Origin of the sequence: Paenarthrobacter nitroguajacolicus (assembly GCF_029952445.1) — a bacterium.
Lineage (GTDB): Bacteria > Actinomycetota > Actinomycetes > Actinomycetales > Micrococcaceae > Arthrobacter > Arthrobacter nitroguajacolicus_B.
Genome location: NZ_JAQPPK010000025.1, coordinates 68,816 through 83,694, shown reverse-complemented (window position 1 = coordinate 83,694; position 14,879 = coordinate 68,816). Strand labels below are relative to the sequence as shown.

Annotated in this window: 14 protein-coding genes; 9 read left to right on the top strand and 5 right to left on the bottom strand. The window is 63.1% G+C overall.

Features of this window, described 5'->3' with window-relative positions; genetic code table 11:
• The 5 genes from PJL15_RS17445 to PJL15_RS17425 all read right to left on the bottom strand — a co-directional run.
• Positions 1–1,467: MmgE/PrpD family protein (locus tag PJL15_RS17445; RefSeq protein ID WP_281452394.1), on the bottom strand; the 1,467-nt coding region annotated here is incomplete at its 3' end.
• Between the two features lie 38 nt (positions 1,468–1,505).
• Positions 1,506–2,162: a GntR family transcriptional regulator gene (locus PJL15_RS17440; protein WP_281452393.1), complete on the bottom strand. Its 657-nt coding sequence runs from the start codon at positions 2,160–2,162 to the stop codon at positions 1,506–1,508.
• 104 nt (positions 2,163–2,266) lie between these two features.
• Positions 2,267–2,722: a hypothetical protein gene (locus PJL15_RS17435; protein ID WP_281452392.1), complete on the bottom strand. Its 456-nt coding sequence runs from the start codon at positions 2,720–2,722 to the stop codon at positions 2,267–2,269.
• Between the two features lie 87 nt (positions 2,723–2,809).
• Positions 2,810–3,523, bottom strand: a complete 714-nt coding sequence (locus PJL15_RS17430) for a response regulator (RefSeq protein WP_281452391.1) — start codon at positions 3,521–3,523, stop codon at positions 2,810–2,812.
• Positions 3,520–5,166, bottom strand: coding sequence for a sensor histidine kinase (locus tag PJL15_RS17425; protein ID WP_281452400.1), 1,647 nt, complete (start codon positions 5,164–5,166; stop codon positions 3,520–3,522). Before PJL15_RS17425 ends, PJL15_RS17430 begins: the two co-directional genes overlap by 4 nt.
• Before the next feature lie 138 nt (positions 5,167–5,304).
• On the opposite strand from PJL15_RS17425, the gene PJL15_RS17420 reads away from it, so the two are divergent.
• The 9 genes from PJL15_RS17420 (at position 5,305) to der (ending at position 14,815) form a co-directional block, all read left to right on the top strand.
• Positions 5,305–6,648, top strand: coding sequence for a cation:dicarboxylate symporter family transporter (locus tag PJL15_RS17420; protein ID WP_281452390.1), 1,344 nt, complete (start codon positions 5,305–5,307; stop codon positions 6,646–6,648).
• Positions 6,649–6,903: 255 nt separating this feature from the next.
• A complete protein-coding gene (locus tag PJL15_RS17415; protein ID WP_281452389.1) occupies positions 6,904–7,803 on the top strand; it encodes a ParA family protein in 900 nt (299 codons plus the stop codon).
• Between the two features lie 6 nt (positions 7,804–7,809).
• Positions 7,810–8,694: a segregation and condensation protein A gene (locus PJL15_RS17410; protein ID WP_432443833.1), complete on the top strand. Its 885-nt coding sequence runs from the start codon at positions 7,810–7,812 to the stop codon at positions 8,692–8,694.
• On the top strand, positions 8,687–9,343 hold the full coding sequence (gene scpB, locus PJL15_RS17405) for an SMC-Scp complex subunit ScpB (RefSeq protein WP_281452388.1): 657 nt from the start codon (positions 8,687–8,689) through the stop codon (positions 9,341–9,343). Before PJL15_RS17410 ends, scpB begins: the two co-directional genes overlap by 8 nt.
• Before the next feature lie 152 nt (positions 9,344–9,495).
• The gene (locus PJL15_RS17400) at positions 9,496–10,707 is read left to right on the top strand and encodes a pseudouridine synthase (protein WP_281452387.1); all 1,212 of its coding nucleotides are present in this window, start codon (positions 9,496–9,498) and stop codon (positions 10,705–10,707) included.
• Positions 10,708–10,710: 3 nt separating this feature from the next.
• Complete coding sequence (locus tag PJL15_RS17395) at positions 10,711–11,817, top strand: prephenate dehydrogenase (protein WP_281452386.1); 1,107 nt, start codon at positions 10,711–10,713, stop codon at positions 11,815–11,817.
• The gene (gene cmk / locus PJL15_RS17390; RefSeq protein ID WP_281452385.1) at positions 11,817–12,530 is read left to right on the top strand and encodes a (d)CMP kinase; all 714 of its coding nucleotides are present in this window, start codon (positions 11,817–11,819) and stop codon (positions 12,528–12,530) included. The genes PJL15_RS17395 and cmk overlap by 1 nt, the downstream gene beginning before the upstream one ends.
• The gene (locus tag PJL15_RS17385) at positions 12,520–13,254 is read left to right on the top strand and encodes a lysophospholipid acyltransferase family protein (protein WP_281452384.1); all 735 of its coding nucleotides are present in this window, start codon (positions 12,520–12,522) and stop codon (positions 13,252–13,254) included. The genes cmk and PJL15_RS17385 overlap by 11 nt, the downstream gene beginning before the upstream one ends.
• 10 nt (positions 13,255–13,264) lie before the next feature.
• Complete coding sequence (gene der / locus PJL15_RS17380; RefSeq protein ID WP_039240711.1) at positions 13,265–14,815, top strand: ribosome biogenesis GTPase Der; 1,551 nt, start codon at positions 13,265–13,267, stop codon at positions 14,813–14,815.
• The last annotated feature ends 64 nt before the right edge of the window (positions 14,816–14,879 follow it).

The following is a 14,879-nucleotide window of genomic DNA, read 5'->3' as shown; positions in this document are numbered from 1 at the left end:
GATGTTGAGCTGGTCCAGTTCGCCTGCGCCGAGTTCGGGGAGGCGTTCGACGGCGGTGAGGAACCGTTCGATTTCGGTCTCCTCGACGAGCCCGGCGGCGAGGGTGCGGAACTTGGTGATGTATTGTGCCCGGGCGAAGGGCCGGGCCCCGAGGGGGTGCGCGTCGGCGACGGCGATCTCGTCGGTGATGACCGACCCATCGGTGAGTGTAATGACAACAGTGCCGCCGAAGGCTTTTTCTGCGATGTCCAGGGAGTGGTAGCGGCGGGTCCATTCGGGGTCTTCGACGGTGGTGACTTTGTGCCAGAGTTCCACGGTGTCCGGGCGGGCGGCGCGTTCGGGGGCGTAGGAGTGAACGTGGTGCCAGGTCCCGTCCTGGAGGGCGACGGTGAAGATGTAGGGGATGGAGTGGTCCAGGGTTTCCCGGGACGCGGTGGGGGAGTATTTCTGGGGGTCGTTCGCGCCGGAACCGATGACGTAGTGGGTGTGGTGGCTGGTCTTGATCAGCACGGATTCCACGTTGGCCGGGTTGGTGGTTTCGGGGTGTTCGTTGTGGAGTTTGCGGGCGAGGTCGATCCAGGCCTGGGCCTGGTATTCGGCGGAGTGTTCCTTGGTGTAGGTGTCCAGGATGGCGCGCTTGGCTTCACCGGGAAGCGGCAGGGGTACTTCGTAGGAGGCGTCGGGGCCGTCGAGCATCCAGGCGATGACACCGTCTTCGCCTTCGTAGATCGGCACGGGGGAGGTTTGTCCGCGCATGGCCCGGTCCACCGCTTCGACGGCCATTTTGCCGGCGAAGGCCGGGGCGTGGGCTTTCCAGGTGGAGATTTCGCCTTTGCGGGACTGCCGGGTGGCGGTGGTGGTGTGCAGGCCTTGGCCCACGGACTGGAAGATCGTCTCAACATCCAACCCCAGCAGGGTGCCGATGCCGGCCGCGGCGGAGGGGCCGAGGTGGGCGACGTGGTCGATTTTGTGCTTGTGCAGGCAGATGGCTTTGACCAGGTTCACCTGGATTTCGTAGCCGGTGGCGATGGCCCGGACCAGATCCTTGCCGTTGGAGCCGACGTGCTGGGCGACGGCCAGGATCGGCGGGATGTTATCGCCCGGGTGGGAGTAGTCGGCGGCGAGGAAGGTGTCGTGGTAGTCCAGTTCACGCACGGCCACACCGTTGGCCCACGCAGCCCACTCGGGGGAGACCTGCTCGCTGATACCGAAAACGCGGGCGCCCTTGCCGTTCGCGGACGGTGCGTGGGTCAGGGCCTGGGCGCGGGCCGCGACGATCGGTGCCCTGTTGAGCGAGGCAATGGCTACGGAGGCGTTGTCGATGATCCGGTTGATCACCATGTCAGTGACCTCGGCGGTGACCTCGACGGGGTCGGCGGCGACCACGGCGATCTTGTGTGCCAACTGCTCCTCGCGGGGGAGGTTCTCTTCGGACTTGTAGACACGGACGTGATGGTTCTTGACCATGATGCTCCTTCTGATGGGACGTATTACCGGTGGACCTATTACTGGTGGGAGGCTGTGGCGGCCGGATGCGTGGCCTTGAGATGGGTGAGACTGCGGTGCAGGTGCAAGGTGGTCGCCGCTTCTGCCAGCCGTGGGTTGCCCGCGGCGATGGCCTCAGCGATCGCCGCGTGCTCGGCCGCTGCGGCGGTCAGCCTTTCGGCGTCGTTGGCAGCCAGCCTGCGGATACGGACCAGGTGGACCCGAAGGCCGCGCATGGCCTGGGCCATGTAGGAATTCGAGATCGAGGCATCAATGGCCTCATCCAAACGGCCCACCAGCGCGTAATACTCGCGTCGGGCAGGATCCTTCTCATCCAGCAGCTCCGGTGCCCGCAGGAGTTGGCGGTACAGCTCAGTGAAAACACCGGGCTCGCCGCGCTGGGCAGCAAGCGCGGCGGCCCTCACCTCCAGGGTTTCCCGCAGTTCGAACAATTCATCGATGCTCTCCAGCGAAATATCGGTCACGACGACGCCGCGGCCCCCCGCCGCCGCCGTCAAACCTTCCGCCGTGAGTCGTCCCAGCGCCTCCCGGACCGGTGTGCGCGAGACCCCGAGGCGTTCGGACTGCTCCACCTCGGCCAAAACAGTGCCCGGCCGCAGGCGCCATTCCATGATGTCCTCACGAAGGGCCGCGTAAGCCCGATCACCAGCTCGCATGCCCCCAGTGTATACACAAGCCTCCGCCAGCGCTAGATTCTTGGTTATTTTCTGGTCCAATGTATACAGGACGAGCGAGGGTGCGAACATACGTCAGAGACTCGTCACAGATTGCTGGAAAGGACCTGATTCCTGACCTCGGACCAATTGTCGGCACCAAGCGGGCCCGCGTACGACAGCTGGGTCATGGGCATCCGTACCGGCGGGATGACGCCAATTTGCCACTGGTCCTCGTAGACAATTCGACCTGGATCATCCGAGACTGACCGTTGCCATGTGACGTCATTTGAATCCAAAATCGATAATAGAGGCTGTAACCGGCCTGTCATCGAGTCGCTAGTGTCCCGGAACCACGTGACCGCACCAATGGAGTTTCCGTCGTCGTAAAAGGGCGGGTTGGGAAGGTTCTCCTGAAACCACACATCCGTCATGGCGTAGAGGACAATCTCTTGTTCGCTGAGCTTTCCTGCCCGCCGGAGATGATCAACGGCAACGAACACCCCCACTGCCACGCCTGTCCGCCCAACGTAGCCGGCGTGAAACCGCTGAAATGCTCCCATTGCGTCATGCTGCCATAAATCACGGAGTTAGAGCATTTCCCTCTGTAGGGACGCTTCTGTGGAATTTTTACGGCTGGGAGCGACCGACTAACTCCGGTTCCAGCCGTACTCGTTCTCAGGCCGGCCCGGGGTGCCGTACCGCGGCGCCCGGGTGACCGTACCGGCGTCGGCCAGATACTCCAGATACCTCCGGGCGGTAACCCTGGACATGCCCAGCGCGTCCATGACTTCGCTCGCGGAAACAGGTTCCTGCCGCGCCCGCACCAGGTCCTTCACCGCTTCGAGGGTGGAACCGGACAAACCCTTGGGCAGCGGCAGTTCCGTTGGGGCACGGAGGCTCGCGAACGCCTGGTCCACGTCGCTTTGTGACGCTCCGGCCTTGGAAATTCCGGACATTGAACCCGCCAGCTGTTCCCGGAAGGTCCGGTAGCTGCGGAGTTTGTCAGCGAAAGTGGCGTAGGTGAACGGCTTGATGAGGTACTGCACGACGCCGATGGATACGGCACTGCGCACAATGTTCAGTTCCCTGACAGCCGTGATCGCGATAATGTCGGCAAAGACCCCTGCGGAACGCATACGCCGTGCGACGTCCAGTCCGTGCAGGTCCGGAAGGTTCATGTCCAGCAGGACCAGGTCCACGGGGGAGCCGGACGCCGCGAACTCGCCCAGGATACGCAGCGCCGATTGTCCGTCCGGTGCAGTACCCACCAAAGTGAACCCGTCAAGGCGGCCAACATAGATGGAATGGGCATCCGATGCTATCGGCTCGTCCTCCACAACCAGGACGCGGATCTCTGTCATGCCTTCTCTTCCTCGGGAACCGGCGCGGGCAGCACAACGTGGAACTGTGCGCCACCGGGATTGCTGATGGTCATCGTACCGTTGAGTCGCTGGACGGCCTGCCGGACCAGTGCCAGACCAACGCCACGTCCGTGCGCACCACGCGGGCCGCCGTCGGAGGACTTCGTGCTGAACCCATACTGCAATACGTCGTCAATTGAGTCCGGGTTGATGCCGCCTCCCGAGTCGCGCACCGTGAATTCGACGGCGGCAGCGCCAGCATCCACGTCCAACTCCACCTGCCGGCGGAAGTCGCCGGCCGCCGCGGCATCGATCGCATTGTCCAGCAGGTTACCCAGGATGGTGACGAGGTCCTGGATCTCAAGGCCGCGGACACCGCTGCTGCCTGACGTGCGGACAACCAGTTCCACTCCACGCTCGTGTGCTTCGGCCGCTTTACCCATCACCAGCGCGCTCATCACCGGTTCATCCACGGAGGCCACCATGTCATCGGTGAGCTGCTGGCTGAGTTCAAGGTCCTTGGTGGCAAAATCCAATGCCTGCGGGGTCCGGCCCAGCTCCAGCAGGGAGACGATCATATGGAGGCGGTTGGCATGTTCATGGGTCTGGGCGCGCAGCGCGTCAGAGAGGGTCTTCATGGTCTGTAGTTCAGTGCCCAGGGACTCGATTTCCGTTCGGTCCCTGATGGTTGCCACGGTCCCGTACACCGCTGGTTTCTGCCGGCTGCGCGCGGGAACCGGTCCAACGGCCGGCGCTTGGTTGACTACCAAGATACGGGAGCCCGTGAGATGGATTTCGTCGTGGGCGGGCCGGCCGGATTCAAATAACGCCCGCAGGCTGCCGTCGAACGGAAGGTCCGCCAGCTTCGGGGCAGCATCCGGTGACCTGTCGGCGTCGGACGGCTCCAACCCCAGCAGCTCCGCTGCCTGGTCGTTGTACATCACGGCCTTGCCGCGGGTATCGATCAGGATCACGCCTTCACGTACCGAGTGCAGCACCGATTCGTAGTACGCGAACAGTTGCGCAAGCTGTTCCGGACCCCAACCACGGGTGACCGAGCGCAGGTAGCGCCCAAGGAGCCAGGCGGCGAAGGAACCGAAGGCCAACACCACCAAGGCGATGCTACCAATCACGCCCAATCGTTCAGCAACATCGGTGTCCACGGTACGCACCGTAACTCCGGCGGCGACCAGAGCCTTGATGGAACCGTCCGGGGCCCTGACCGGAGCGATGGTGCGTACCGAGGGGCCCAAAGTTCCAGCAGTGACCTCCGTGAAAGTCTCTCCCCGAAGGGCGGGCTCGATGGTCCCGATATAAGGCTTGCCCAGCTCCTCGGTCCTGGGATGGGTCCACCGCGTCCGATCCGGCGCCATGATCGTAATGAAATCCGCGTCGGCGTCGTGCATGACCTCCAAAGCGTAGGGCTGCAGGACCTCCGACGGGTTGGCGGTGGCCGCAGCCTGAAGCACCAGGGGATTGTTGGCAATGGACGTGGCAAGGGCCAGCATTCGTCCGCCCGCATTGTCGTAGGCCCTGTCCCTGGCCTCCACCACGGAGAAGGTCCCGAAGACCGCTGTCATCACCAGGACGAACAACAGGTTTGCCACAAACAATCGGCGGGCAATGCTCCAGCTGTGAAACAAAAGGACCTCCATGACCAATATGACCGCAACGGTGATGTATGTCACCAGCGGCTCAATGATGGATATCACACAAGGGCAGCGGATTGGACATCAGTGCAGGACCGCAGCGCCTTACACAGTATCCAGAAGGAGAATCCCATGACCTCTCAACGAGGAGAGTCGGCAGTAGCTGCCAAAAGCGGACGCAGGGGGCTCGACAAGTCGCACTACCTGTACATCGCGGTCATCCTGGCCGTAGTGCTCGGCGCTGTAGTCGGACTCATGTTCCCGGAGGTTGGAAAGTCGCTCAAGCCCTTGGGTGACGGCTTCATCAAACTTATCAAGATGATGATCGCCCCGGTGATCTTCTGCACCATCGTCCTGGGCATCGGCTCCATAGCCAAGGCCGCAACGGTCGGAAAAGTCGGCGGACTTGCCCTGGGCTACTTCGTGGCGATGTCCACCTTCGCGCTCGCCATCGGCCTGGTGGTCGGAAACCTCATCCACCCCGGCGAAGGCCTGAAGCTGACCCCCTACGATCCCAACAAGAAGGCGGCCACGGACAGCACCGTTGACTTCCTCCTCGGCATCATCCCCGGCGACATTCCCGTCCTGCCCACCCTTCTGGCAGCCATCCTCGTCGGCTTCGCCCTTCAGAAGATGGGCAAGCAGGGCCAGCCCATCCTTACAGCGATCGGCCACGGCCAGCGCCTGGTCTTCCGGATCCTGATCATGATCATGTGGCTCGCACCCGTTGGTGCCTTTGGTGCCATTGCAGCCGTCGTTGGCGCAACCGGCGCGCAGGCAATCCTCAGTATGTTCACTCTGATGGTCGCGTTCTACATCACCTGCATCCTGTTCATCGTGGTCATCCTGGGCACCCTGCTCCGCGCAGTCGCCGGCGTCAACATCTTCCGCCTCATGAAGTACCTGGCCCGCGAATACCTGCTGATCTTCTCGACGTCCTCCTCCGAAGCAGCGCTTCCCCGCCTGATCGCCAAGATGGAACACCTGGGCGTCTCCAAGCCGGTAGTTGGCGTTACCGTTCCCACGGGCTACTCCTTCAACCTGGACGGCACGGCCATCTACCTGACCATGGCTTCCCTGTTCGTCGCCAACGCCATGGGTACCCCGCTGGACCTCGGCGCCCAGATCTCCCTGCTGGTCTTCATGATCATCGCCTCCAAGGGCGCTGCAGGGGTAACGGGTGCCGGACTGGCTACCCTCGCCGCCGGCCTCCAGGCACACAAGCCTGAACTCCTGGGCGGGGTAGGCATGATCGTCGGAATCGACCGGTTCATGTCCGAAGCCCGCGCCTTGACCAACTTCACCGGCAACGCAGTGGCCACCGTCCTCATCGGTACCTGGGTCAAGGAAATCGATAACGGCCAGGTTGAGCGGGTGCTTTCCGGAAGCGAGCCGTTCGACGAGCAGACAATGATGGCCCACGGCGATGAAGAGGCAGCGACGGAGGCCGAAACCCGCACCAAGGAAACGGTCTAGCCGCCCCTGCGCCACAGCAGTAAAACCATGGCTGAAGGCCGGCACCGCCCAGGTGCCGGCCTTCGGCGTTTCCTTTTGCCGCATGGAGTTCCGAAACCGAACCTTCGACCTCAACTAGAAGGTCAAGGCTCAAACAGGGGACAAAGTCAAGTTCCCCGAATAACCGTGTCGGAACCTGTAGCCTAAGTGGGTAGTAGCGCTGCGGCCGGGGGTACAGCGGCAGGGAAGATCGTCGTCGAAAGAGTGGTTAGATACGTGAGCATCGAACGGGGAACAGCTACGCTGGAAGGCACCGAGCTCGATCTGGAAGACGCCGTCATGGGGCCTACGGGCCGCCCTCACCGCGAATTCCCGGAACCCGCCCCGCTTGCCTCCCATGGTCCGGCGAGAGTCATCGCCATGGTCAATCAAAAAGGCGGCGTGGGTAAAACGACGTCCACCATCAACCTGGCAGCGGCGCTCGCAGAATACGGCCGGCGTGTCCTGCTGGTGGACTTCGACCCCCAGGGTGCCTTGTCGGCAGGACTGGGTGCCAACCCGCACGAACTTGACCTCACCGTTTACAACGTCCTGATGGACCGTAAGGTCAACATCCGCGATGCCATTCAGCAGACCGGAGTGGAAGGCGTGGACCTCCTTCCCGCCAACATCGACCTCTCCGCTGCAGAAGTTCAGTTGGTCAATGAGGTCGCCCGTGAACAGGTCCTGGACCGTGCCCTTAAGAACGTGGAAGACGACTACGACGTCGTCCTCATCGACTGCCAGCCGTCCTTGGGCCTGCTGACCGTCAATGCCCTTACCGCCGCCCACGGTGTCATCATTCCGCTGATCTGCGAGTTCTTCGCCCTTCGTGCCGTGGCCCTGCTGGTGGAGACCATTGAAAAAGTCCAGGACCGCCTCAACCCGCGTTTGCAGGTGGATGGCGTCCTCGCCACGATGTACGACGCCCGCACCCTGCACAGCCGCGAAGTGATCTCCCGCCTGGTGGAAGCTTTCGGAGACAAAGTCTTCGAGACCGTCATCAAGCGTTCCATCAAGTTCGCCGATGCCACGGTGGCCGCTGAGCCCATTACAAGCTACGCAGGCAACCACATTGGGGCCGACGCTTACCGCCGACTGGCCAAGGAACTGATCTCGCGCGGCGGCGCGCCGTAACGGACGGTGGCACCGTCACTTGCCCCGGCTCCGGAAGCGGTGGCCGAAGGGGGAACGCCCGACGCCGGTACCTCCCAGGCGTCGAAGGCCGGCTTTGAGGTTCGGCTGGCCAACTTCACCGGGCCCTTCGACCTCCTTCTTGGCCTGATCTCCAAGCACAAGCTGGACATCACCGAAGTAGCGTTGGCTACCGTCACCGATGAGTTCATCAAGTACATCCGCCGCCTGCAGGAACTGGGCGAGGATTGGGCGCTGGATGAGGCCAGCGAGTTCCTGGTGATCGCTGCAACGCTGCTTGACCTCAAGGCGGCACGTCTTCTGCCCGCAGGAGAGGTAGAGGACGCCGAGGACATCGCCCTCCTTGAGGCAAGGGACTTGTTGTTCGCACGCCTCCTGCAGTACAAGGCCTTCAAGCAAATGGCCGGGATCATGGGCGAAACCCTGGAGCAGGAAGCCCGGAGGTACCCGCGGCAAGTGGCCCTGGAAGCGCATTTTGCTGCATTGCTCCCTGAGCTCGTCTGGCGGCATACGCCGGAGCAATTCGGGGAACTGGCGGCTAAGGCGCTCAAGCCCAAGGACGAGGCCCCTGAAGAAGTTGGCTTGGGCCACCTCCATGCTCCGCCTGTAAGTGTCAAGGAACAGGCTGGAATATTGGGGCACCGCCTCAAACTTGGAGCGCCCCTGTCCTTCCAAACCCTGATTGCCGACGCAGACACCACCCTGGTGGTGGTGGCACGTTTCCTGGCCCTGCTGGAGATGTTCCGTGACAGGGTAATTGCCTTCGAACAGCCCGAACCGTTGGGCGAACTGATGGTTCGCTGGACCGGCGACGACGCGGAGTGGGACAGCTCCAGCCTGAGCGAAGAATATGAGGCGAGCGATGATGACTGAACAAGAAGTGGACCAGGACGGCCTGGCGGAACTTGAGGAGCTGCCCGGTGGCGCCCGGGCTGCGCTGGAAGCCGTCCTCATGGTCATTGACCAGCCGGCCACTTCCGAAGAGCTGGCCGCGGGCCTTAACGTAACGGTCGCCGTCGTCGAGGATTTGCTGGAGGACCTGCAGCGGGAGTATAGCGGCTATACTGTTAAAGCCCCGGACGTGGATGCTGTCGGCTTTGCCGTTGCCAGCACTGCACCCCGGGGTTTTGAATTGCGGAACGTCGCCGGTGGGTGGCGGATCTATTCACGGTCGGATTTTGCCGACATCGTGGGCAGGTTCGTCCTCGAAGGGCAGACCACCAGGCTTACTCAGGCAGCGCTTGAAACACTGGCGGTCATTGCTTACAGGCAACCGGTCTCCAGGGCCCGGGTTTCCGCCATTCGCGGTGTCAATGTCGATTCTGTGGTCAGGACCCTCACCCAGAGGGGTTTGATCGAGGACTCCGGAACGGATCCCGAATCCGGGGCTGTGCTGTATCGGACAACCTCGTATTTCCTGGAACGGATGGGCATTGGATCGGTGGCGGAATTGCCACAGCTCTCGCCGCACCTTCCAGGCCTGGAAGGTATCGAGGAGTACTACGACGCAAGCCGGATGTAGCCATGGGCTCCTGCCGGCCATGCGAAACAACTTCATACTGATTTAGGGCACCTTAATAAGGTGCATAGCGACAAGGGGCAGACGATGTCTGCCCGGCTGGCTAGTGTTGATTGCAGCACGGATTGCCGGCCATTACTACACAAGGACGGGTCATGACACAGGCGGGACGCCAGAGTTCACCACGTAACGGTTCGGGACGCAACAGCTCCGGACGCAATGAGGCCAAGGGCGGCGCAGGCCGCTCCAACGCAGGCGGCTTCTCCGGCCGCGGCGGCAGTGCCGGCGCAGGCAAGCGCAACTTCACCCAGGGGGAGGGACGCCCCTTCAAAGCTTCGAAGCCTCGCGAAGCTGCTCCCTTCGATCCCGACAACCCCACAACGGCGGGCGACTTCGACCGCGGCCAGGCCGCCAGGTCGGCAAAGCCGTTCCGCAAGCCCGGCTCAAACAAGCCCGGCTTCGGCAAGGCTCCCGGCACGCCCGGCGCCTTGAAGCCCAAGCCAAAACAATCCAAGCAGTTCGGTTCCAAGGCCTTCGGCAGTGAGCGTTTCGGCCAGAACCTTGGTCCCGTACGCAAGCCGGGCCGCAACCGCGGGCCACGCCAGGAGGTCCCTCAGTCGGACCTTCACGACGTCGACGGCGTACGCCTGCAGAAGGTCATGGCCCAGGCCGGCGTCGCATCACGCCGTGTCTGCGAGGAAATGATCCTCGAAGGACGCGTTGAAGTTGACGGCGTGGTCACCACCGAACTCGGAATGCGCGTGGACCCCACGTCCGCAGTGATCCACGTTGACGGAATCCGCATCCAGCTCGATGACACCCTGGTCTACATGGTTTTCAACAAGCCCAAGGGCGTTGTTTCCACCATGGAAGACCCCGAGGGCCGGCCCTGCATCAGCGACTTCCTGAAGAACAGCAAGAACAAGGGCGAACGCCTGTTCCACGTCGGCCGCCTGGATGTCGCCACCGAGGGGCTGCTGCTGCTGACGAACGACGGCGAGCTCGCCAACCGCTTGACGCACCCTTCCTACGAGGTACCCAAGACGTACCTGGTACAGGTGCGTGGACCATTCCCGCAGGGTGTCGGCGCCAAGCTGAAGAGCGGCGTTGAGCTTGAAGACGGCGTTGCAGCCGTGGACTCCTTCCGCCTGGTGGACTCCACCCCTGGGCACGTCCTGATCGAGGTTGTCCTCCACTCCGGAAAGAACCGCATTGTGCGCCGCATGTTCGACGCCGTCGGTTTCCCGGTTGAACGGCTTGTCCGCGTCAAGGTTGGCCCCATTGGCCTGGGTGACCAGCGCCAGGGAAGCATCCGCAACCTCGGCAGGCAGGAAGTCGGACACCTCCTGGCATCTGTGGGGCTCTAGGGCATGTCGGCATTCGGTACGCACGGCCGGGGCCATCTTGATGGCCCGGTCGTCGTTCTCGGTACAGGCCTGCTGGGCGCCAGCATTGGCCTCGGGCTGCGCGGGCGCGGAGTCCCGGTCTTCCTATTCGATCCTTCTCCCACCAACCAAGCGGTTGCCGTGGACATCGGGGCGGGTAGGCCCTTGCCGGAGCTGGGCGAAGAACCCCAGCTGGTAGTTGTTGCTGCCCCGCCTGACGTAACGGCCGACGTCGTTCAGAAAGCTTTGTCGGACTACGCGTCCGCCGTCGTGGTGGACATCGCCAGCGTCAAGGCAACAATCCTGGCGCAGCTGCGCGAACGCGGCGTGGATCTCTCCCGCTACGTTGGGACGCACCCCATGGCTGGTCGTGAGAAGTCCGGGCCCGTTGCGGCCAGGGGCGAACTCTTCACCTCCATGCCGTGGGTCGTTTGCCCGTCGGAGGAGACCTCACCCGGGGCCGTGCAGGTTGCGCGTGCACTGGCCGGCGATCTGGGAGCGATTGTTTCCCAGTTCAGCGCGGACGAGCACGATGAAGCTGTTGCCTTGGTCTCGCATTTGCCGCAGATCATGTCTTCCCTGCTGGCCAGCCGGCTTCAGGGTACGCCCTTGCACGCCCTTTCTTTGGCGGGGAACGGGCTCCGGGACACTACCCGGATCGCTGCCAGCGATCCGACCCTGTGGGTGCAGATCCTGGGAGGCAACGCAGACAAAGTGGTGTCCATCCTTCATGGTGTCCGTGAGGACCTGAACCGGCTGATCGGTACGTTGGAAGCTCCGTCGGCACCGGGGGCAAGGCTCGACCTTGCCCAGCTGATCAGCGAGGGCAATGCGGGCCAGGCCCGTATTCCTGGCAAGCACGGCGGCCCACCGCAGGCGTATTCGTGGCTCACCATCCTGGTGGATGACAAGCCCGGCCAGATCGCCCGGCTCCTGACGGAGATTGGCGAGATCGGCGTGAACCTTGAAGACCTCAGGCTCGACCATTCGTCGGGACAGAACGTGGGCATGGTGGAGCTTTCCGTGCTTCCCAGCAAGCACGACCTCCTTGTTGAAGCTTTGACTGACCGTGGATGGCGGGTACTCCAGTAATGACACGTGAATTCTTTGGTCCCGAAACGGTTGCCCGGCCCGGCAAACCCTTGGTTATTGCGATCGATGGCCCATCCGGATCCGGAAAATCAAGTGTCAGCAAGGAAGTTGCCAGGCGCCTGAAGCTGGCCTACCTGGACACGGGTGCCATGTACCGCGCCCTGACCTGGTACTGCCTGAAGACAGGCGTGGACCTGCACGACGGCGCCGCTGTTGAGCATGCCTCCAAAACCATGCCGTTGGAGGTCAGCACCAGCACCTCCAAGGAGTACGTCGCCGTCGATGGCACCGACATCACCGACGAGATCCGTGAACCGCTGATTTCCTCCTCCGTCAGTGCCGTGGCCACCACCCTCGGCGCACGGACTGAACTGATCCGCAGGCAGCGCGAGCTGATCGGCCAGCACCACCACCGCATGGTGGTGGAAGGACGCGACATTACCACCGTCGTCGTTCCAAATGCAGAGGTCCGCATGCTCCTGACCGCCAGCGAGGAAGCAAGGCTCCGGCGTCGTGGAATCCAGCTGGGCGGCACGCAGACCAAGGAGCAGCTCGCTGCCCAGGTGATCCAGCGTGACGCCAAGGACTCCACGGTGGTGAACTTCACCCAGGCGGCCGACGGCGTTGTGACGCTTGATTCTTCCGACCTCAATTTTGAGGAAACCGTCGATACCGCGTTGGCGATCGTCAGCAAGGTCATCTATGGCGACTAGGAATCAGCTGCCTCCAGCATGGACGCGACTGTGGAGCCGCCCGGTGGGCTGGTTCCTGGACCATGTCCTCTACCGGACTGTGGTGTCAGGGAAAAGCAATGTTCCCGCGGCCGGGCCGGTGGTTTTCGCAGCAAACCACATCAGCTTCCTGGACGGGCCAGTGATGTTCGGCGCTTCGCCGCGCCCCATGCACATACTGGTCAAGAAAGAGATGTTCAAAGGTTTCCTGGGCAAAGTCCTGCGGGGCTCCGGACAGATTCCGGTGGACCGGACCGGCGACCGCACCGCACTGCACATCGGCAAGCAACTGCTCGACGACGGCCGTTGCGTCGGGATTCTTCCTGAAGGAACCCGGGGGAGCGGCAACGCCGAAAACATCAGCAACGGAGTTGCCTGGCTCGCCATCAACTCCGGAGCAACAGTCATCCCGGTCGCCATCCTCGGAACCCGCCAGGGCGACGAGCACCGCGACCATATCCCCAAACTGCGCCGAAAGCTTCATGTGAGCTTCGGCGAACCCATCACGGTGAAGCGCCGGAAGGGCGAACCGGGGCGTGTTTCAATGGACAGGGCGGCAGCGGAAATCCGTGAAGCCCTCGCCGGACACGTCCAGGATGCCATCCGGGCCACGGGCCAGGGACTACCCACGGAGCCTGTGCCCGGGGTACCCAGCCAGCAGCACCGCCCATCAGAAGTAGCCGGGACGCCGGCAGACCACCACTAAGGAAAGTGCAATGAGCGATACGACTCAAAAATCCGGCCTCCACGGAGCCGGCGACGACGAATACACGCCCACCGGCACCGACCAGGTGGCTGAAAACCTGGCTGCCCTGGACGACGACGAGGCCGAGCTTCGCGCGGCCACCCTCCGGGCCGGCCTGGACGATTACGAACTCGACGAAGAAGACGCTGCGCTGCTCAGCGGCGAGTACGGCGATGAAGGTGACGAAGGTCCGCTCAAGCTGGATCCCGTCTTGGCCATTATTGGCCGTCCGAACGTCGGCAAGTCCACGTTGGTCAACCGCATCCTGGGCCGCCGGGAGGCCGTCGTCGAGGACACCCCTGGCGTAACCCGCGACCGCGTCATGTACTCGGCCCGTTGGAATGGCCGCAACTTCACGCTGGTGGACACCGGTGGATGGGAACACGATGCCAAGGGCATCCACGCCCGCGTGGCCGAGCAGGCGGAAATGGCCGTTGAGCTCGCTGACGCCGTTCTCTTCGTGGTGGACTCCGCCGTTGGCGCCACCGCCACGGACGAGGGCGTCATGAAGATGCTCCGCAAGAGCAAGAAGCCGGTCATCATGGTGGCCAACAAGGTGGACGACTTTGCGCAGGAAGCAGACTCCGCAGCTTTGTGGGGCCTGGGCTTCGGTCAGCCTTACCCCGTTTCGGCCCTCCACGGCCGCGGTGTTGCCGACCTTTTGGACCACGTCATGGATACGCTTCCCGAGTACTCCTTGGTGGAAGGAGTGGAGCGCTCCGGCGGTCCGCGCCGTATCGCCCTGATCGGGCGCCCGAACGTGGGCAAGTCCTCGCTGCTGAACAAGCTTGCAGGCTCCGAGCGCGTTGTGGTGGATCCGCTTGCCGGCACCACCCGCGACCCCGTGGACGAGTTCATCGAGCTCGGTGACCGCACATGGCGCTTCGTCGACACCGCCGGTATCCGCCGCCGCCAGCACATGGCACAGGGAGCCGACTTCTATGCGTCCCTGCGTACGCAGGCCGCGCTGGAAAAGGCGGAGGTCGCCGTCGTTCTCCTGGCCGTGGACGAAGTCCTCAGCGAGCAGGACGTCCGCATCCTTCAGCTGGCCATCGAGTCCGGCCGCGCGCTGGTCCTCGCCTTCAACAAGTGGGACCTGCTGGACGACGAGCGACGCCGGTACCTGGAGCGCGAAATCGAGCAGGACCTGGCGCACGTAGAGTGGGCGCCGCGCGTGAACATCTCGGCCAAGACCGGCTGGCACAAGGACCGTCTGGTCCCTGCGCTGGACATCGCCTTGGAGAGCTGGGACCGTCGTATCCCCACCGGTCGCCTCAACGCATTCCTGGGTGAACTGGTGGCAGCTCACCCGCACCCGGTCCGTGGTGGAAAGCAGCCGCGCATTCTCTTCGGCACCCAGGCTTCGAGCCGCCCGCCGAAGTTCGTGCTGTTCACCACCGGCTTCCTGGACCCGGGATACCGTCGCTTCATCACCCGTCGCCTCCGCGAAACGTTCGGCTTTGAGGGCACTCCCATCGAGGTCAACATGCGTGTACGCGAGAAGCGTGGCAAGAAGCGCTAAGTGAGACGCGCATCACAGCCGACTTTGGCTGTGATGGCGTCTCCGACCTCCAACTTCGTGTAAG